The organism is Pseudoxanthomonas sp. LjRoot143, from assembly GCF_964252945.1.
Classification (GTDB): Bacteria; Pseudomonadota; Gammaproteobacteria; order Xanthomonadales; family Xanthomonadaceae; genus Pseudoxanthomonas_A.
In genome coordinates, this window is sequence record NZ_CAXUPM020000001.1 from 77,594 (window position 1) to 97,224 (window position 19,631).

The following is a 19,631-nucleotide window of genomic DNA, read 5'->3' on the forward strand; positions in this document are numbered from 1 at the left end:
CGCGCATGCACACCGTCGATGACTTCCTTGCGCATCTCGAGGTCGAGCGCCGCGTGTCCGCGCACACGCTGGATGCCTATCGCCGCGATCTCAGCGCGTTGACCGAGTGGGCGCAGTCCCAGGGCATCGCCGATCTTGCGGACGTGCAATCGGAACAGCTGCGCGGCTTCGTCGCCAGCGAGCACCGGCGCGGCCTGTCGCCGAAGAGCCTGCAGCGCCGGTTGTCCGCGTGCCGCAGCTATTACCAGTGGCTGCTCAAGCATGGCCGCATCGCGGCCAGTCCCGCCGCGGCGCTGCGCGCGCCCAAGGCGCCACGCAAGTTGCCGCAGGTGCTGGATGCGGACGAGGCCGTCAGGCTGGTGGAGGTGCCGACCGATGCGCCGCTGGGCAGGCGTGATCGCGCGCTGCTCGAACTCTTCTACTCCTCCGGTCTGCGCCTGAGCGAACTCTGCGCCTTGCGTTGGCGCGACCTCGACATGGCCGGCGGCATGGTCATCGTGCTCGGCAAGGGCAGCAAGGAGCGCAAGGTGCCGGTCGGCTCGCACGCGCGCAACGCGCTGGCCGAATGGCGCCAGGAACGACCGGCGGCGAACGAGGGCTTCGTGTTCCCCGGCCGTGGCGATGGACCGATCTCCCAGCGTGCTGTGCAGATCCGCATCAAGCAGCTCGCGCAGCGACAGGGCCTGTTCAAGCACGTGCATCCGCACATGCTGCGCCACAGCTTCGCCAGCCATATCCTGGAATCGTCCGGCGACCTGCGTGGTGTGCAGGAACTGCTTGGCCACGCCGACATCGCCACCACGCAGATCTACACGCACCTCGATTTCCAGCACCTGGCCAAGGTGTACGACGCGGCGCACCCGCGGGCGAAGCGGAAGAAGGGCTGAACCGTCCCGCCGAAGGTCATGCTTGAACCGGGAATCGGCGTCCCCACCTCTGGGAGAACACCCCGGAGGCCTCCATGGACCCCAGCCAGAATCCCAACGTCTTCCACGCCACCACCATTCTTTCCGTTCGTCGCAACGGCCATGTCGCCGTCGCCGGCGATGGCCAGGTGACGCTGGGCCACACCGTGATGAAAGGCAACGCGCGCAAGGTGCGCCGGCTCGGCCGCGATGGCCAGGTGCTGGCGGGCTTCGCCGGTGCGGCGGCCGATGCGTTCACGCTGTTCGAACTGTTCGAAGCCAAGCTCGAGAAGCACGGCCAGCTGACGCGTGCCGCGGTCGAACTGGCGAAGGACTGGCGCACCGAGCGCCGCCTCGGCAAGCTCGAAGCGCTGCTCGCGGTCGCCGACAAGGAAACCTCGCTGATCATCAGCGGCACCGGCGACGTCATCGAGCCGGAGGACGGCATCATCGCGATCGGCTCCGGCGGTTCCTATGCGCTGTCCGCTGCACGCGCGCTGCTGGCGCACACGGAGCTGGACGCGAAATCCATCGCCGTCGAGTCGCTGAACATCGCCGGCGACATCTGCATCTACACCAATCGCAACGTCGTCGTCGAAGAGCTCTGAGCCGCGACGCCGAACGTTCCGTCCCCTCTCTTCCAATCGCAAAGCCATGACCGATACCACGTCCTCTACCATGACTCCGCGCGAAATCGTGCAGGAGCTCGACCGCCACATCGTCGGCCAGCACGCCGCCAAGCGCGCGGTTGCCATCGCGCTGCGCAACCGCTGGCGCCGCATGCAACTCGATGCCGGGCTGCGCAACGAAGTGATGCCCAAGAACATCCTGCTGATCGGCCCGACGGGCGTCGGCAAGACCGAGATCGCGCGCCGGCTGGCGACGCTGGCCAACGCGCCGTTCGTGAAAGTGGAAGCTACCCGCTTTACCGAAGTCGGCTACGTGGGCAAGGACGTCGAGCAGATCGTCCGCGACCTGGCCGATACCGCGGTGAAGATGTACCGCGAGCAGGCCAAGGCGCGCATGCGCACGCAGGCCGAGGAGCGCGCCGAAGACCGCATCCTGGATGCGCTGCTGCCGCGACGTGATGCCGCCGGTGGCAACGGGTTCGGCTTCGGTGCCAGCACCACGACGGTCGACATCGGTGCGGAGCCTTCGTCGAAGGAGTCGGAAACCCGGCAGAAGCTGCGCCGTCAGTTGCGCAACGGCGATCTCGATGATCGCGAGATCGAACTGGAGCTGGCGGCCAACGTCGGCGTCGACATCATGACCCCGCCGGGCATGGAAGAAATGGGCCAGCAACTGCGGCAGATGTTTTCCAGCCTGGGCGGCGCCAAGACCCACAAGCGTACGGTGACCATCAAGGCCGCGCGCCCGCAGCTGGTCGAAGAAGAAGCCGCGAAGCTGGTCAACGAGGACGACATCCGCGCCGCCGCCATCGAGTCGTGCGAGCAGCACGGTATCGTCTTCATCGACGAGATCGACAAGGTCGCCAAGCGCAGCGGCAACATGAGCGGCGCCGACGTCAGCCGCGAAGGCGTGCAGCGCGACCTGCTGCCGCTGGTGGAAGGCAGCAATGTGTCGACCAAGTACGGCACGGTGAAGACCGACCACATCCTGTTCATCGCCTCGGGCGCGTTCCACCTGGCCAAGCCCAGCGACCTGATTCCCGAATTGCAGGGTCGGTTCCCGATCCGTGTGGAGCTCTCGGCGCTGAGCAAGGAGGATTTCATCCGCATCCTGACCGAGCCCAAGGCGGCGCTGACCAAGCAGTACGTGGAGCTGATGAAGACCGAGGGCGTCGCGTTGCGCTTCACCGACGACGCCGTCGACCGCCTGGCCGAGATCGCGGCGCTGGTCAACGAGCGCCAGGAGAACATCGGCGCGCGCCGCCTGCACACCGTGCTGGAACGCCTGCTGGATACGTTGAGTTACGAGGCACCCGATCGCGATGGCCAGAGCGTCACCATCGATCGCGCGTACGTCGATGCGCATCTTGGCGAACTGGTGCAGGATCCGGACCTGAGCCGCTACATCCTGTGATGCCACGAACCCGCCGCAAGGCGGGTTCTTCGCTTCGAAAGGGCATCGCTGCGTCGGTTACAATCGATGCACCTGTTTACCTCCCGGTTTCGATGAGCACGTTGCCTCCCTGTCCCCAATGCGCTTCCGCCTATACCTACGAGGACGGCGCCCAGTTGGTCTGTCCGGAATGCGGACACGAATGGTCCGCCGAGGCACCAGGCAGCGGTGATGACGAACGCGTCATCAAGGATGCGAACGGCAACCTGCTGCAGGACGGCGATACCGTCACCGTGATCAAGGACCTGAAGGTCAAGGGCTCGTCGCTGGTGGTGAAGGTCGGCACCAAGGTCAAGAACATCCGCCTGGTCGACGGCGACCATGACATCGACTGCAAGATCGACGGCATCGGCGCGATGAAGCTCAAGTCGGAGTTCGTGCGCAAGGCCTGATCTGCGTTTCTCCCCCTCTCGACGGACACGGAAGACCGCATGGAAAACCTCCCGCAGGCATCGCCGGACAACGCGGGTCGGACCGTGCTGATGGTGGGAGGCGCGGGTTTCATCGGGGGCTATCTGGTGGCCGCGCTCCGCCGGCACGGCTGGCGCGTGCTGCGGGCCGTGCGAGCGGGAGGACGGCCGCTCGTGATCGACGAACGCGCCTGCGACCTGCAGGCGATGGTGCGGGCGGACGACTGGATCCCGCTGCTCGATGGCGTGGATGCCGTCGTCAACGCTGCCGGCATCCTGCGTGAGGAAGGCGGCCAGACATTCGAGGCGATCCACCTCGACGCGCCGCTCGCGCTCGCGCAGGCCTGCATGGCGCGCGGCGTCGGCCGTTTCGTGCAGGTCTCGGCCCTCGGCCTTCCGGAAGACGGTCCGTTCATCGCCTCCAAGCATCGTTTCGACGAGCGACTCGGCGGCCTCGCATTGTCGTCCGTCGTGCTCCGTCCCTCGGTGGTGTATTCGGTCAGCGGTTCGTATGGCGGCACCTCGCTGCTGCGTGCGCTGGCAGGATTCCCCGGCTTCCAATGGCTTCCGGGCGATGGGCGCTGGCAGGTGCAGCCGCTGGCGGCGGAAGACCTCGGGGAACTGGTCGCGCGCGCGGTGTCGGGCACTGTCACCGGCATCTACGACGTGGGCGGTCCCGCACCGCTGTCGTTGCGCGACTACCAGGGGCGGTGGCGGCGCTGGCTGCGGGTTCCGGGAGAGCGCGTCGTCGCCGTCCCCGAAGCCGCGGTGTCGCTTGCGGTCACCGTGATGGAAGCGCTTGGACGCGGTCCGGTGGGACGCACCATGTGGCGCATGCTCCAGCGCGGCAACACGACGGCGCCGGACGCGGGCGAGCGGCTGGCGGCCGATTTCGGCATGCGGCCACGCACGCTGGAGGATGCGCTCGCATCGGCGCCGAGCCAGGTGCAGGACCGTTGGCAGGCGCAGCTCTATTTCCTTGCGCCTGCCTTGCATTGGTCGGTGGTGGCGCTGTGGTTGTTGTCGGCGCTGGCCGGCTTCCTCACCCCGGCGGCCGATATCCTGCGCCTGTCCGCCGGCACGGCGCTGGATGCGATGAGTCCTGTGCTGCTGGCCCGGGGTGGTGGCGTGGCCGACCTGCTGCTCGGACTGTGGCTGGCCAGCGGCTGGCGCCCCCGTGCCGCGGTCTCCGCGATGCTGCTGTTGCTGCTCGCCTATACGCTGGTGCTCGGCACCGCCGTGCCGGCGCTCTGGTGGGACCCGCTGGGCGGACTGGCGAAGAACCTGGTGCTGCTGCCGGCCCTGGCCGTGCTGTGGGTCCTGACGGAGCGACGCTGATGACGTACCTGTGGGTGAAGTGGATCCACATCCTCGCCTCGACCCTGCTGTTCGGCACGGGCCTGGGCATCGCCTTCTTCATGTGGCTGGCACACCTGCGCGGCGATGCCCGCGTCATCGCGGCCACGGCGCGTACGGTGGTGATCGCCGATGCGTGCTTCACGGCGCCCGCCGTGGTGGTGCAACTGGGCACCGGCCTGTGGCTGACGCACCTGCTTGGCCTGCCGCTGGACGTGTTCTGGGTGAAGACGGCGCTGGTGCTCTTCTTCGTGATCGGCGCCTGTTGGTTGCCGGTGCTGTGGCTGCAGGTGCGCGCGCGCGATCTCGCGGCACAGGCGGCGTCCTCCGGCGTGCCGCTGCCGCCGGCTTACCACCGCGCGATGCGGTGGTGGTTCTGGCTGGGTTGGCCTGCTTTCATCAGTGTCATCGCCATCTTCTGGCTGATGGTGGTGAAACCGGCCTGAGGATACCTGGCGCTCAGTCCTCGCCGATGTCCTCGTTCCACACCTCGGGATTGGCGCGGATGTAGCCACCGAGCAGATCGATGCATTCCTGGCTCTGCAGGTCGACGACGTTGACGCCGGACTCGCGCAGCCAGTCGATGCCGCCCCGGAACGTCACCGATTCGCCCACCACCACGGTACCGATGTTGAACTGCCGCACCAGTCCGCTGCAGTACCAGCAGGGGGCCAGGGTGGTGACCATGATCGTGTCGCGGTAGCGACGCTGACGGCCGGCCTTGCGGAACGCGTCGGTTTCGCCATGCACGGAAGGGTCGCCTTCCTGCACGCGCCGGTTGTGGCCGCAGCCGAGCAGGCGCCCATCCTGATGGTAGAGAGCGGCGCCGATGGGAATGCCGCCTTCGGCGAGTCCCTGCCGGGCTTCGGCGATGGCGGTCTGGAGAAGGGCGCGATAGTCGATGGAGTGGTTCATGCGGAAGAAAGTCGGCGACGTCAGGCGCGCAGGATCACACACTTGGAGAATGTGATGCCACTCACGGCGGATACGCCGGGGAGCGGTTAGAACGCAGGACGCGGTGCGGAAGGCGCACCGGAACCCGGGGAGTCGGAGATCATGGGGAAGGATGCCAGGGCGGCGCCGTGCCGCGCGTGGGCGATGGCGGTGCTGGCCATGTGTGCAATGTCGACCGCACGCGCACAGACCATCGAACAGGGACTGCTGCACCTCGAATGGGGCGATCCACCCCCTGCGGCGAAAGGACAGCCACGGCTTGCGCCGCAGTTCAACGCCTCGCTGCTGAAGGACGACGGGACCCGCATCCGCCTCGACCCGGCGCAGGCGAAGCTCGCCGCGGGCGACCTGTATGTGCTGGCCAACCGCCGCGTCGCCGTGGCCTTCGCGCCCGCAGGGCGCGTCATGTCCTCCATGCCGGCCATCGAGGCCATCGTGCCCGCCGATCGCGTGGCGTCGTCCGCATCCGTGCAGGCCGCCAACGCGCGCGTGATGGCGGCGGCGCCGATCAGCGGCACCACGCGCTGGGTGACGCTGATGTGCAAGTTCAGCGACATCACGGACGAACAGAAGGACCAGGCCTTCTTCCAGTCCCAGTACGGTGAGGGCGTGGGCCAGTTGGGCCACTACTGGCGCGAGGTGTCGTACAACAAGATCAACCTGACGGGCAGCACGGCGCATGGCTGGTACACGCTGCCGAATCCGCGATCCACCTACGTCACGACGGTGGACGGCAAGGACAAGGCGGATCTCAACAAGCTGTTCGCCGACTGCGCGTCGGCTGCGCCGGACACGGTCAACCTCACCGCGCCGGTGGGCATCAACATGATGTTCAACGGCAATCTGGACGGTTACGCCTGGGGCGGACAGAGCTGCGCCACGGTGCGTGGCGCGCGCCTGTGCAAGCGGGTCACGTGGAATCCTCCGTGGTCGTTCGGCAACCTCGCGCCACTCGCGCACGAGATGGGGCACGGCTACGGTCTGCCGCACTCCGACAATTCCGACGGAGACGACGACACCTACGACAATCCGTGGGACGTGATGAGCGACAGCTGGTCGAACGCGGTCGGCGATACCACGTACGGTACGCGTCCGAAGCACATCAACATCTTCCAGCGCCACCGGCTGAGCTGGGTCGATGCGCCGCGCCAGCAGATCGTGGCGCTCGGCGACCAGGCGCCGCGCGATGTCGCCCTCGATTACGCGCACCTGGCCGGATCGACGAACGTGCAGATGCTGGTGCTCTCGCTGTCGCCGCAGGCCGATCCCTATGCCACCGTGGTGTACACCCTGGAAGCGAGAAAGCGCGAGGGGCCGTACGAAGGCAGCCTGGCGGGCAATGCGGTGATCATCCACAAGGTCGAGCGGTCCGGAACGGCCTACAGCATCGATGCCGACGTGCCGCCCGCCAACCGTTCGAACAACGAAGGATCGATGTTCAAGGTAGGCGAGCGTTGGCTTACGCCCGAGGGTTCGCACGTGGTCACCGTCAAGGCGCAGACGGCGACCGGCTTCGTGCTGACGGTTGGGCAGGCGCGGGTGATGAGCACGCCGTTGCCGCCGCGATTGAAGCCGGATGCGGTGTCGCCATCTTCCCTCGCCTTGCCGGCCGCGCAGCCGGTATCCGGCGGCTCACGCAAGCGCACGCCGACCGTCGTGCACTGCGCCGCGGGCGGCATGCGCTCGCCTGCCATCGCATGTGCGATCCGCGAACGCTGACTGTAGGGGATGTCCCTACATGTTCCGGTGCGCCCCGACATTGCGTGAGTGCGCGTTGTCGGGGCGGAAGACGATGATGTTCGCGATCGATTCCTGACCTGCATCGCAGTTCGGAACATCCAGCGCGATTCGCGCAAAAGTCGCCTCAAGACCTCCTGCTTCCCGCCGACACCCCGACCATGGCGGCGTCATCTCGACCCGCCGGCTGCAAATGGGGTCGCGCGTGGTCAAACACCGATCAGCCGACACGCGATGCAGGAGCGTTCGGGCGCTCCTCGTCGCTGGAATGTCGGTATTGGCATGCATCCTTCCCGTCCTTCCTCTGAAGGCGGAAACGGTGGTGCAGGGAACATTGCAACTGCAGTGGGCGGATCCTCCGCGCGCGCTGCCGGGGCGCGTGCAGGCGCAGCCGCAGCTGGACGCCTGGCTGGACATGGGGCCCGGGCAACGCGTGGCGCTGGATGTGGCGCAGGCGCAGCGCGCAGCGGGCGACCTGTACGCGCTGGCGAACCGCCGCGTTGCGGTGTCGTACGACACCCGCACGAGCATCGCCACGTCGTCGAAGGTCATGTCCGCCTCCGGTGCGCTGCCGGCGATCAGCGCCATCGTGCCGACGGACAGGCTGCCGCAACGTGCGCTCGCCATGGGCTCGGACGGACGCGTGATGGCGTCGGCGCCGATACTCGGTGCGACCCGCTGGGTCACCCTGATGTGCAAGTTCGCCGACATCGCGACCGAGCAGAAGCCGCGCAGCTTCTTCCAGGACCAGTACGGCAACGCACCGGGACAGCTGGGCCATTACTGGGCCGAAGTGTCCTACGGGCAGATCAACCTGGCGGGCAGTTCCGCACACGGCTGGTACACGTTGCCGAAGCCGCGCTCGGCCTACCTGGCGGACGTCAACGGCAAGCAGAAGGCGCAGCTGTCGGAACTGTTCTCCGATTGCGCGTCGGCCGCCGATGCCGACGTCGACTTCGCCGGCATCCAGGGCGTCAACCTGATGTTCAACGGCGAGCTCGACGGCAATTCGTGGGGCGGCGGTGCCTGCGCCACGCTGGACGGCACCTACACGTGCACGCGGGTGACCTGGAGCCCGCCGTGGTCGTTCGCCAATCTCGCGCCGCTGGCGCACGAGATGGGCCATGGTTACGGACTGCCGCATTCCAACAACTCCGACGGCGACAGCGATACCTACGACAATCCGTGGGACGTGATGAGCGATGCGTGGCGCCACGCGACCACCGATACGACCTACGGCCTGCTGCCGAAGCATCCGAACATGTACCAGCGCGAGCGCCTGGGCTGGCTGCCGGCGTCGCGCAAGCGCGTCGTGGCGGCCAACAACCGCGAGACGCTGGAGTTCGTGCTGGATGCGGGCAGCGTCCTGAAGACGGCCAACACGCAGCTGGTGGTGCTCGCCCTCCCGGCGCAGCCGGATCCGTACAAGACCGTGATCTACACCCTGGAGGCGCGCCGTCGCACCGGCACGTACGAAGCGAACCTGGCGGGCGATGCGGTGATCATCCACCGGCTCGAGGACTACGGCATCGCCTACAGCGTCGATCGCGATACGCCGGCCGCGAACTTCTCCAGCAACGAAGGCTCGATGCTGAAGGTGGGAGGACGCTGGAGCGCCCCGGACGAACTGCACTGGGTGGAAGTGGTGTCCGCCACCGCGCAGGGATTCGTGGTGCGGGTCGGTCCCCGTCCGCGCGCCATGAGTTCTCCGGCTCCAGTGCTGGTGCGCCCGACGCCGGTGGCCTCGTCCTCTCCCGCGACGCCACGACCTTCCACTCCGGCACCCGCTGCGCGGCCACAGATGGTACGTCGGCGCGGCTGCGATGCGCTGCCTTCAATGCTGCGGCTGGCACCCGTCTGCGCGCTGCTCGAGCGCTGAGCGTGGCGTGGCTTCGATCTTGAGCAGAGAGTGTCGATGTAATCGCATTCCCATGTGACAGGACGTGCGAAGGGCGGACACGGCTGCATTCGTATTCGTCCCGACGGAATGCGCAAAGCAGCGCAGACGAAGATCGACGTGCATTCCAGAAACGGAATGTCGCCGCTGAAAACGCGGATCCGCTTGCCGCATTGGACGCGTCTTGGCGATGTCCCGAGTAGTCGCGCGTCACTGCGCGAACTCGGAGTGAATGATGGGCGTGAACAATGGGGCCGCGCGGCGCGCGGTCGCGCGGTGCTGTGCGCTCGTGGCGTGCCTGTTTGCGGGTGCGGCGATGGCGGTCGACACGCAACGGGACGATGTCGTGCATGGCGTACTCCAGCTGCGGTGGGGCGACGCACCGCGCGCACCGCACGCCGGTGCGCCATCGTCCTCGCCGTTCGAAGCGTGGCTGGATGCCGGGCCCGGCAAGCGCTATCGGCTGGACGTGGCGCAGGCCCGGCGTGCGGCGGGCGATCTGTATGCGCTGGCGAACCGTCGGGTCGCGGTGTCCTACGACACGCGCGCGAACACGGCGTCAGCGGACAAGCTGATGTCGATCTCTGGTTCCGCACCGGCGATCAGCGCCATCGTGCCGGCGGATCGGGTGCCGCAGCGCGCGTTGGCCGTGGGCAAGGATGGTCGGGTGATGGCGGCGGCGCCGATGATCGGCCGTACGCGCTGGATCACGCTGATGTGCAAGTTCGCCGATGTCGCGGCCGAGCAGAAGCCACGCGCCTATTTCCAGTCCCAGTACGGCAACGCGCCGGGCCAGCTGGGCCACTACTGGTCCGTCGTTTCGCAAGGTGCGATCGACCTGGAAGGCAGCAGTGCGCACGGCTGGTACACGCTGCCGAAGCCGAGATCGGCCTATGTCGCGGTTGTCGATGGCCGGCCACGGGCGGACCTGTCGCTGCTGTTCGCCGACTGCACCGCACAGGCCGATGCCGCGGTCGATTTCGGTGGTGCGCAGGGCGTCAACCTGATGTTCAACGACGAGCTCGATGGCCGTGCATGGGGCGGCGGTGCCTGCGCGATGCTCGATGGCAGCTACACCTGCACGCGTGCGACGTGGAATCCGCCGTGGTCGTTCAACAACCTGGCACCGCTCGCGCACGAGATGGGGCACGGCTACGGCTTGCCGCACTCGGACAACTCCGACGGCGACAACGATACCTACGACAATCCTTGGGACCTGATGAGCGATGCCTGGCGCGGGGCCGTCACCGATACGACCTACGGTCTGCTGCCGAAGTACCTGAGCGCTTATCAGCGCGAACGGCTGGGTTGGGTGGCGCCGGATCGCAAGCACGTCCTCGTCTCGGACAACCGCGACACGCACGAGATCGTGCTGGACGCGGCAGGCATGGAAGGCACCGGTGGCGTGCAGCTTCTGGTACTGGCGATGCCGGCGCAACCGGATCCCTACAAGACCGTCATCTACACGCTGGAGGCGCGTCGTCGTCATAGCCTCTACGAGTCTGCGCTGGCGGGCGATGCGGTGATCATCCATCGGATCGAGGACTACGGCATCGCCCGCAGTGTCGATACCGACACGCCGGCGGCGAATTTCTCCGGCAACGAAGGTTCGATGCTGAAGGTGGGCGAGCAATGGAGTACCCCCGATGAGCGCCACTGGGTGCAGGTGGTCTCGGAGACGGCGCACGGCTTCGTGGTGCGGGTGGGGCCGCGTCCGCGCGCGATGAGCGCCCCGACGCCTGCCCTCTTGCAAGGCACCGGCAAGCCACAGACGGGCGCGGCACTCAGGACGCTGCCGTATGCGGCATCGTCTGCGGTCGTCACGCGCACCGCAGCCGCTTCGGCGCCACGATCGCGCGGATGCGAGCGCGTGCCACGTCTCCTGCGGGTGCCGGTGGTGTGCGCCTTGCTGACCCGGTGATGGATCTGGAGGGGTGCGGAGCGGGCGGAGACCGCCGGAACGTGCGCTGCATCGCGGATTGGAACAAGCGGTGGCACCGGCCATGCGGCCGGTTTCCTGCCTGGACGCCGAATCGCGATAGAGCTTAGATCGTGAGTGTGATGTCACGACAGGGAGACCGACGTGGGATCGCAGCGAACTGGAAGAATGACCGTCCGTCCGGCGCTTGCAGGCGTCGTGATGCTGGTGGTCGGTGCCTGTCTGACCACGCACGCCATGGCGCGCGACATCGTGCAGGGCACGCTGCAGCTGCGGTGGGGCGATGCACGCGCTGCGCCCCAGGGCCATGTGACGGTGCCACCCACGCTTGAGGCCTGGCTGGAGCTCGGGCCGGGCCTGCGCTATCGGCTGGACGAGGCCGAGGCCACGCGCGCGGCGGGCGATCTTTCCGCATTGTCGAACCGGCGTGTGGCCGTGTCTTACCGGCCGCGGGGGAGCATCGCGGCTGATCCCGCCATCGAGGCGATCGTGCCGGTCGGACGCCTGCCGCAGCGAGCCACCGCACGCGACGCCGGAGGACGTATTGCGATGGCCGAGCCCTTGGTGGGCGGCACCCGCTGGGTGACGCTGATGTGCAAGTTCGCCGACATGGCGGTGGAACCGAAAACGCGCGCGTTCTTCCAGGCGCAGTACGGCAACGCGCCGGGCCAACTGGGCCACTACTGGTCGGAAGTCTCCCAGGGCGCCATCGATCTGGCCGGCAGCGCGGCATACGGGTGGTACACGTTGCCGGCGGTGAGGTCCGACTACATCACCGGGATTGCGGGGAAGCCTCGCGCCGACCTGTCGCGCCTGTTCAACGACTGCGTCGCACAGGCGGAAGCGGATGTCGATTTCCGCCACGTGCAGGGCATCAATCTGGTGTTCAACGGCGAACTCGATGGTCGCGCATGGGGAGGCGGGGCCTGCGGCCTGCTCGAGGGCGTGTATGCCTGCACCCGTGCGACCTGGAGTCCGCCGTGGGCGTCGGACAACATCGCCAGCCTGGCGCATGAGATGGGGCACGGTTACGGGTTGCCGCATTCGGACAACTCCGATGGCGATGCCGATACCCACGACAACCCGTGGGACCTGATGAGCGATGCCTGGCGCCATGCCACCACCGATCCTGTGTTGGGCCTGCTGCCCAAGCACCTGGCGATGCACCAGCGGGATCGCCTGGGATGGGTTCCAGCGGCACGCAAGCAGGTCGTGCCGGCGGACAACGAGGCGACCCACGACATCGTGCTGGAGGCGGGCAGTGTGGCGGCATCCAACCAGGTGCAGCTGGTGGTGCTGGCCGGTGCGGCACAGCCCGACCCCTACTAGGCCGAGTTCTACACGGTGGAAGCCAGGCGTCGCAGCGGAACCTACGAGTCCTCGCTGGCCGGCGATGCAGTGATCCTGCATCGGGCAGGCGGCAACGGTGTGGCCTACAGTGTCGACACCGACACACCGCCTGCCGACCTGTCGGGCAACGAAGGCTCGATGCTGAAGGTGGGAGAGCAATGGAATACACCGGATGGCCGGCACTGGGTCTCGGTGGTGGCCTCGACACCTACGGGATTCCGGGTGCGTATCGGGCCACGTCCACGCGTGATGAGCACGCCCGCGCCCGCGCTGGAACGCAGCCTGCCTGCCTTGTCCGCCACGCCCGTGGCGACGGGACGCATGGATGCCGGCACACCACCGGGCAAGCGTCCGCGCATGGGGAGCATCTGCGGCCTGCTGGCGCGGCGATGGCCGGCATCGGCGGCCTGCGCGTCGTCCGAACGGTGAACGGACCGCGGCCGGCGGGTAGTGCGATAATCCGGCCATGAGCGAATCCCCCTACGAACGCGGCACCACCCATTTCGGCTTCCGCGACGTCGCCGCCAAGGACAAGCAGAAGCTCGTCGGCGAGGTCTTCACCTCGGTGGCCGGCAAGTACGACCTGATGAACGACCTGATGAGCCTCGGCATCCATCGGGTCTGGAAGCGCTACTTCGTCGGCACCTGCCAGGTGAAGCGCGGTGACCGGGTGCTCGATCTGGCGGGCGGCACCGGCGACATCGCCGCGCTGCTGAAGGATCGGGTGGGCGACACCGGCCAGATCGTGCTGGGCGACATCAACGCCGGCATGCTGTCGGTCGGTCGCGACCGCATGACCGACCGCGGCGTGGTGCAGGGCCTGGAATACGTGCAGTGCAACGCCGAGGCGCTGCCGTTCCCGGACGCGAGCTTCGACCTGGCCACGATCGCCTTCGGCCTGCGCAACGTCACCGACAAGGCCGCCGCGCTGCGCGACATGCACCGCGTGCTGAAGGTCGGTGGGCAGGCGCGCGTGCTGGAGTTCTCCGAGGTCACGGTGGACTGGTTCAAGCCGGTGTACGACTTCCACTCGTTCAAGGTGCTGCCGAAGCTGGGCCAGCTGTTCGCCCAGGACGCCGGCAGCTACCAGTACCTGGCCGAAAGCATCCGCCAGCACCCGCCGCAGGCCGAGCTGCAAGGCATGATGGACGAGGCCGGCTTCGCCCGGACCAGCTACAAGAACCTGTCCGCCGGCATCGTCGCGATCCACACCGGCTACAAGGTCTGAGGGTGGCCGGGGCCTGACGCGGTAAACTGGGCACTTCCCCCGTAGCGCTGGAAGTCCCCTGATGCGTTCTCTGGCTTTGCTGTTGTCCTGCGCCGCCGTGCTGGCGGCCGGTTGTTCCAAGGAACCCGAACCCGCTCCCGTGGCCGCCACGCCCCCGCCCGCCGTCGAAGCGCCCGTCGATCAGGACGAGCACTCCTACGCCGAACCGCGCAAGGTCGCCATCGACGACCTGGCGCTGGATATCGCGGTCGACTTCGACGCCAAGACCATCGGCGGCACCGCGACCTACACGCTCGACTGGAAGGACAAGGCCGCCACCCAGCTGGTGCTGGACACGCGCGATCTGACCATCGCCAAGGTCGAAGGCGAAGCCAACGGCGCCTGGGCGCCGCTGCAGTACGCGCTGGCCGACAAGGACGCCGTGCTGGGCAGCAAGCTGACCATCGAGACGCCGGCCCGCAACGCCAAGGTCAAGGTCACCTACACCAGCTCGCCCGAGGCCTCGGGCCTGCAGTGGCTGACGCCGGAAATGACCGAAGGCAAGCAGCTGCCCTTCATGTTCAGCCAGTCGCAACAGATCCACGCGCGCAGCTGGGTGCCGCTGCAGGACACGCCGCAGGTGCGCTACACCTACAGCGCGCACGTGACCTCGCGCCCGGACGTGATGGTGCTGATGAGCGCCGACAACGACCCGGCCGCCGCGCGCGACGGCGACTACACGTTCAAGATGCCGCAGAAGATCCCGTCGTACCTGATGGCGATCGCCGCCGGCGACCTGGTGTTCAAGCCGATCTCCGCGCGCAGCGGCGTGTGGGCCGAGCCGGCGATGGTCGACCGCGCAACCAAGGAGTTCGAAGACACCGAGAAGATGATCGCCGCCACCGAGCAGCTGTACGGCCCCTACCGCTGGGACCGTTACGACATGCTGGTTCTGCCGCCCTCGTTCCCGTACGGCGGCATGGAAAACCCGCGCCTGAGCTTCATCACGCCCACCGTGATCGTCGGCGACAAGACGCTGGTCTCGCTGATCGCGCATGAACTGGCGCACAGCTGGTCGGGCAACCTGGTGACCTTCTCCAGCGCCAAGCACGGCTGGCTCAACGAAGGCTTCACGAGCTACGTGGAGAACCGCATCGTCGAGGCGCTGTACGGCAAGGAAACCGCGAGCATGGAGTACTCCATCGCCCGCAACAGCCTGAAGAAGGAAATCGGCACGATGCCGGAAGCGACCCAGTCGCTGGCGGTCAAGCCGGGCACGCAGCTGGATGCCGATGACGCGCTGAGTGCGGTGTCGTACGACAAGGGCGCGTGGTTCCTGCAGTTCCTGGAGGAGCGTTTCGGCCGACAGGAGTTCGACGCCTTCCTGCGCGGCTACTTCGACCACTTCGCCTTCCAGAGCATCACCACCGAGCAGTTCCTCGACTACGCGAAGAAGAACCTGCTGGACAAGCATCCCAACCTGGTCACCGACGCCGAGATCCAGGCCTGGGTGTACGGCACGGGTATCCCGGCCAACGCGCCGCAGGTGCAGTCGCGTGGCTTCTCCAACACCGATACCGCGCGCATCGCCTGGCAGGGCAGCGGCCAGCTGCCGAATGCGCAGCTGACCCGCGCCTGGGTGACCCAGCAGTGGGTGCATTTCCTCGAAGGCATGGGCCAGACGCTGACGGTAGAACAGCTCAAGCAGCTGGACGACGCGTACCACTTCACCGGCACCGCCAATGGCGAGATCGCGATGCGCTGGTATCCGCTGGCTATCCGCAGCGGCTATGTCGATGCACAGCCTGAGATCGCCAAGTTCATCGAGCGCGTCGGCCGCCGCAAGCTAATCATGCCGATCTACGAAGAACTGGTGAAGACACCGGAGGGCCTGGCGTTGGCGAAGGAAAGCTTCGCGCGCGCCAAGCCGGGCTACCACCCGATCACGACCGGATCGGTCGAGGCGCTGCTGGCGAAGGCGCCGGCAAGTCCGTAACGCATGGCGTTGCGCCTGACCCGCACACGGACGGTCGCCCTGGTGGCGGCCGTTCTTGTTTGCGTGCTGGCCGTGTGGATCTGGCGCGATCCGATGGTGCCGCTGCGCAACGGCATGGCGGTGCAGGGCTGGTGGGCGGGACTGGTGGAGCGTCGCGTGGTCGTCGATGACCATCGCTGGGCCTACGACGAACGCGAGGCGAAGGATCCCACCGCGCCGACGGTGGTGATGGTGCACGGCTTCACCGGCAGCAAGGAGAACTGGTATCCGCTGGCGGCGCGGTTGCGCGACCGTTACCGACTGGTGATCCCGGACCTGCCCGGTTGGGGCGAAAGCCAGCGCATCGACGGGGCGGACTATGGGTTCAAGGCGCAGGCGGCCCGGCTGGCGGATTTCCTGCGCGCGATCCGCCGCGATGGCAGCCCCATCGTGCTGCTTGGCCATTCGATGGGCGGCGGCATCGTCGCGATCACCGCCGCGGAGCACCCCGAGCTGGTCGCACGCGTGGCCCTGATCGACGCCGCGGGCGTGCGCTTCAACGACAACGCCTTCGGCATCGAGGTGCTGGCGGGCCAGAATCCGTTCGCGGTCCACGATGCCGCATCGCTGCAGCGCTACCTCGACACCGTCTTCCACGACCGCGCCGCGCAGCCCGCCATTCCGTGGCCCGCGTCGAAGGCCGTGATCGACTGGCGTATCGCACAGGCGCCGTTCGAGCAGCGGGTGCTGGACCGCATCGGCCGCAGCGACGAGCGTTTCCTGCCCGGTGAGATGGCGGGGTCGATCCGCCAGCCTGCACTGTTGTTGTGGTGCCGGCAGGACCGTGTCGTCGATCCCAGTGCGATGGCGCTGTACGCCGCCCAGATGCCGCAGGCGCTCCAGGTTTCACTGGACGGTTGCGGCCACATGTCCATTATGGAAAAACCCGACGACGTGGCGGCTGCGGTCGCCCAGCTGATCCAACGAGGCATCTCACGATGAAGAAGAACGCACTCCTCCCGATGACGCTGGCGCTTGCCTGCGCACTCGCCGTGTCCGCCTGCGGCGACCGCGAGGCCGAGCGCGCCGCGGCCGCCGCGGCGCAGGCCGCCGCCACCGAGCAGCAGGCCGACGAGCTGGCGAAGAAGTACGACAGCGCCGTCGCGTCCAGCGACTGGGACATGGCGCGCATCCACGGCGTCGCGTTGCTCGACCAGTACCCGCAGAGCACGGCGGCCACGCGCATCGGTCCGTCGCTCGACGAGGTCAAGGGCAAGGCTGAAGCGGTACGCGACCAGCGCCGTATGGAGGCGCTGTGGGCCTACGCGCAGGTGCCGGCCGGCAAGGGCGTCCAGCGCTCTGCGATGATCTACAGCAAGGAACCGGTGGACGTGGACGGCGCCGGCGCCAAGCCGGTGCAGCTGGTGTTCCGCGATCACCCGGAGTGGAAGCGCAGCAGCTACCTGGTGTTGCAGGCCAGCGACTTCGCCAAGGCGTGCTACAGCCGCTGCCAGGTGACGGTGGTGGCCGACGGGGCGGCACCGAAGCGCATGGCCGCACATCGTCCTGACACCGACGAAGCCACGGCGATGTTCATCGACGACAACAAGGCCCTGTGGCGCCTCGTGCGCAAGACCAAGGTGCTTGAAGTCGAGTTCCTGGTGAAGGATGGCAGCCCGCGCAAGGCGGTGTTCGAAACCGGTGGCCTGGATGGCAGCCAGATGCCTGGCTGGGACTGATCGCGGTGTCGGCGACGGGTGTCGATGCGCCGTCGCTGTCGGCGCTGCGCCACTGGGTATTCGATCTGGATGGCACGCTGACCGAAGCGGTGCATGATTTCGTGCTGATACGGCGTGCGCTGGACATCCCGCTGGAAGCCGACATCCTGGCCCATCTGGCGGCGTTGCCGGCCGATGAGGCGCAGGACAAGCGCGCGTGGCTGATGCGGCACGAGCGCGACCTGGCCGAAGCGGCGACGGCCGCCGCAGGCGTGGTCGCACTGGTGCGCGCCCTGCATGCGCGACGCTGTCGCCTCGGCATCCTTACCCGCAATGCGCGCGAACTGGCCTGGGTGACGCTGGCGGCCATCGGACTGGCCGACCTGTTCGACGAGGCCGACGTCATCGGGCGCGACGAAGTGGCGCCCAAGCCCGCGCCGGACGGCCTGCACTACTTCGCGGCGCGCTGGAACGTGGCGCCGGCGCAGATGGTGATGGTCGGGGACTACCGCTTCGACATCGAGTGCGGCATCGCTGCCGGCACGCGGACCGTGCTGGTGAACTGCAGGGAAGCTACGTGGTCGACGCAGGCCACGTGGCGGTTGGCCGATTGCGCGACGATCCTGGCGGGACTCGGCCCCACGCAGGTGGAAGGCGGCCAACGCGACCGCGTGCAGTGAAGCGCGCATCACCCCGCCGCAGCCCCGCGAGCGGGCTATCCTGTGGCTGCCGGGGTGACGCTTGGACAGCGGCCACAGCGTGGATCCGACAAGGAGGTGATCGGTGAAGAAGTTCACAAGGCGACTGCTGCAGATCGCGGTCGCGTGCGTGGCGGTGCTGGTCGGCGGCAGCCTGATGCTGGTGAGTGCCGCGAAAGTGGAAGCGACGTCGCACGGTGTCCACAAGCGGCTGCTCGTGCCCCTGCTTGGAGACAGCACCGTTGCGCTGCCGATCTACTCCGGTACGGGCGACGCGGTGCGCATCCCGGGATTCCTGGATGGGCCCATCGTCACCCGGCTCCCCGGAGGCGGGTGGTCGGCGCGCTGGTTCTGCGAAGACAGGGTGCATCGGGCGACCGGGCAGGGTGAAGCGCTGGAAATGCAGTGCGCTGGCGCGTGGCACACGTTTCCGCTGTCGGCGGCGGCCGTACCGGCGGCTGTCGGACCCATGCCCGCCAGGCTGGCGGTGATCAGCGATGTGGAAGGCAACCTGCGCTTTCTCGACGCCGCGCTTGCCCGTCTGGGCATCGCGGAGGGCGGGCAGTGGCGTTACGGCGACGGCCATCTCGTGGTGCTGGGGGACTCCGTGGATCGCGGGCGCGATGTGTTCGCCGTGCTCTGGCGCTTCCATGGATTGTCGCAACAGGCGCAGGCCGCGGGCGGTGCCGTGCATGTGGTGCTCGGCAACCACGAACAGTACGTGTTGCGCAGCAACTTCTCCCGTGCGCATCCCGAGCATCGCCACGCGATGATGGAAACCGGAGGATATGGGCAGGCGTTGGCCCGCGGTACCGTGATCGGTGACTGGTTGCGCGACCAACCTGTGATGCTGAAGCTCGGGGATGTCCTGTTTGTCCACGGAGGCATCAGCCCGGCGGTGGTCGACGCGGGGTTTGCGGTGTCGGCATTGAATGCGTCCAGTCGCGACTACTGGGCGCGCGGGCGCGCAAGCACGGATACGGTGGCGCTGGAGTCCGTATTCGGCAGCGAGGGACTGACGCAGTACCGCGGCTATCTGGAGGCGCTGCAGGATCGCTATCCGCTGGCCACCCGTGAACAGGTCGACGCGGTGCTGGCGGCGTTTTCCGCCGAACGCATCGTGGTGGCGCACACCCTCGTCGATCGGGTGGAAAGCCGGCACGATGGCCGGGTGTACGCCGTGGACGTGAACAGCGAGGAGGCGAGCCCGGAAGTACTGCTGTTCGAGAACGGGCGACCGCGGGTCGTCGATATCGGTATCCCGCGCCATCTCGCCGCCGAGCCGTCGACGCTGCGCGAGATCAGCCTGTTCGATGCCGCTGACCGGGCGATGCTGGTCAGCATGTATCGCGAGATGCGCAGGATGGCGGGTCTTCCTCACCCGTATTGATGCTGGACTCGTG

The 19,631-nt window shown here is 67.5% G+C and carries 18 protein-coding genes; 17 read left to right on the top strand and 1 reads right to left on the bottom strand.

Annotated elements, in window-relative coordinates; translation table 11 throughout:
* Positions 1-5 precede the first annotated feature (5 nt).
* The 6 genes from xerC to ACSQ1W_RS00380 all read left to right on the top strand — a co-directional run bounded on the left by xerC (position 6) and on the right by ACSQ1W_RS00380 (position 5,199).
* Positions 6-887, top strand: coding sequence for a tyrosine recombinase XerC (xerC, locus tag ACSQ1W_RS00355; RefSeq protein ID WP_436041215.1), 882 nt, complete (start codon positions 6-8; stop codon positions 885-887).
* A 74-nt stretch (positions 888-961) separates the two neighbouring features.
* Positions 962-1,513: an ATP-dependent protease subunit HslV gene (gene hslV, locus ACSQ1W_RS00360; protein WP_056879246.1), complete on the top strand. Its 552-nt coding sequence runs from the start codon at positions 962-964 to the stop codon at positions 1,511-1,513.
* A gap of 46 nt (positions 1,514-1,559) precedes the next feature.
* Positions 1,560-2,948, top strand: a complete 1,389-nt coding sequence (gene hslU, locus ACSQ1W_RS00365; RefSeq protein WP_436041216.1) for an ATP-dependent protease ATPase subunit HslU — start codon at positions 1,560-1,562, stop codon at positions 2,946-2,948.
* Positions 2,949-3,040: 92 nt separating this feature from the next.
* Complete coding sequence (locus tag ACSQ1W_RS00370) at positions 3,041-3,379, top strand: zinc ribbon domain-containing protein YjdM (protein ID WP_436041217.1); 339 nt, start codon at positions 3,041-3,043, stop codon at positions 3,377-3,379.
* A gap of 39 nt (positions 3,380-3,418) precedes the next feature.
* Entirely contained in the window at positions 3,419-4,735 is a 1,317-nt protein-coding gene (locus tag ACSQ1W_RS00375; protein WP_436041218.1) for a DoxX-like family protein, read from the top strand.
* On the top strand, positions 4,735-5,199 hold the full coding sequence (locus tag ACSQ1W_RS00380; protein WP_436041219.1) for a DUF2269 family protein: 465 nt from the start codon (positions 4,735-4,737) through the stop codon (positions 5,197-5,199). The genes ACSQ1W_RS00375 and ACSQ1W_RS00380 overlap by 1 nt, the downstream gene beginning before the upstream one ends.
* Positions 5,200-5,212: 13 nt before the next feature.
* On the opposite strand, the gene ACSQ1W_RS00385 is transcribed toward ACSQ1W_RS00380, so the two are convergent.
* Positions 5,213-5,668 (bottom strand): nucleoside deaminase, encoded by a 456-nt coding sequence (locus ACSQ1W_RS00385; protein WP_436041220.1) that lies wholly within the window; start codon positions 5,666-5,668, stop codon positions 5,213-5,215.
* Between the two features lie 207 nt (positions 5,669-5,875).
* Here ACSQ1W_RS00385 and ACSQ1W_RS00390 point away from each other — a divergent pair, with 207 nt between their 5' ends.
* The 11 genes from ACSQ1W_RS00390 (at position 5,876) to ACSQ1W_RS00440 (ending at position 19,618) form a co-directional block, all read left to right on the top strand.
* Positions 5,876-7,426, top strand: coding sequence for a hypothetical protein (locus tag ACSQ1W_RS00390; protein ID WP_436041221.1), 1,551 nt, complete (start codon positions 5,876-5,878; stop codon positions 7,424-7,426).
* Positions 7,427-7,721: 295 nt separating this feature from the next.
* A complete protein-coding gene (locus ACSQ1W_RS00395; protein WP_436041222.1) occupies positions 7,722-9,323 on the top strand; it encodes a hypothetical protein in 1,602 nt (533 codons plus the stop codon).
* Positions 9,324-9,630: 307 nt separating this feature from the next.
* Positions 9,631-11,262 carry a hypothetical protein gene (locus tag ACSQ1W_RS00400; protein WP_436041223.1) on the top strand — a complete coding sequence of 544 codons (1,632 nt, stop codon included), beginning with the start codon at positions 9,631-9,633 and terminating at the stop codon, positions 11,260-11,262.
* 186 nt (positions 11,263-11,448) lie between these two features.
* Positions 11,449-12,609 (top strand): hypothetical protein, encoded by a 1,161-nt coding sequence (locus ACSQ1W_RS00405; protein ID WP_436041224.1) that lies wholly within the window; start codon positions 11,449-11,451, stop codon positions 12,607-12,609.
* Positions 12,610-12,624: 15 nt separating this feature from the next.
* Positions 12,625-13,059, top strand: coding sequence for a hypothetical protein (locus ACSQ1W_RS00410; protein ID WP_436041225.1), 435 nt, complete (start codon positions 12,625-12,627; stop codon positions 13,057-13,059).
* A gap of 37 nt (positions 13,060-13,096) precedes the next feature.
* Positions 13,097-13,858 (top strand): bifunctional demethylmenaquinone methyltransferase/2-methoxy-6-polyprenyl-1,4-benzoquinol methylase UbiE, encoded by a 762-nt coding sequence (ubiE, locus tag ACSQ1W_RS00415; protein ID WP_436041226.1) that lies wholly within the window; start codon positions 13,097-13,099, stop codon positions 13,856-13,858.
* A gap of 61 nt (positions 13,859-13,919) precedes the next feature.
* Positions 13,920-15,833, top strand: a complete 1,914-nt coding sequence (locus ACSQ1W_RS00420) for a M1 family metallopeptidase (protein ID WP_436041227.1) — start codon at positions 13,920-13,922, stop codon at positions 15,831-15,833.
* Between the two features lie 3 nt (positions 15,834-15,836).
* Entirely contained in the window at positions 15,837-16,814 is a 978-nt protein-coding gene (locus ACSQ1W_RS00425; protein WP_436041228.1) for an alpha/beta fold hydrolase, read from the top strand.
* On the top strand, positions 16,811-17,551 hold the full coding sequence (locus ACSQ1W_RS00430) for a hypothetical protein (protein WP_436041229.1): 741 nt from the start codon (positions 16,811-16,813) through the stop codon (positions 17,549-17,551). The genes ACSQ1W_RS00425 and ACSQ1W_RS00430 overlap by 4 nt, the downstream gene beginning before the upstream one ends.
* Positions 17,552-17,556: 5 nt before the next feature.
* Positions 17,557-18,210: an HAD family hydrolase gene (locus tag ACSQ1W_RS00435; protein WP_436041230.1), complete on the top strand. Its 654-nt coding sequence runs from the start codon at positions 17,557-17,559 to the stop codon at positions 18,208-18,210.
* Between the two features lie 148 nt (positions 18,211-18,358).
* The gene (locus ACSQ1W_RS00440; RefSeq protein WP_436041231.1) at positions 18,359-19,618 is read left to right on the top strand and encodes a metallophosphoesterase; all 1,260 of its coding nucleotides are present in this window, start codon (positions 18,359-18,361) and stop codon (positions 19,616-19,618) included.
* Positions 19,619-19,631: the final 13 nt, after the last annotated feature.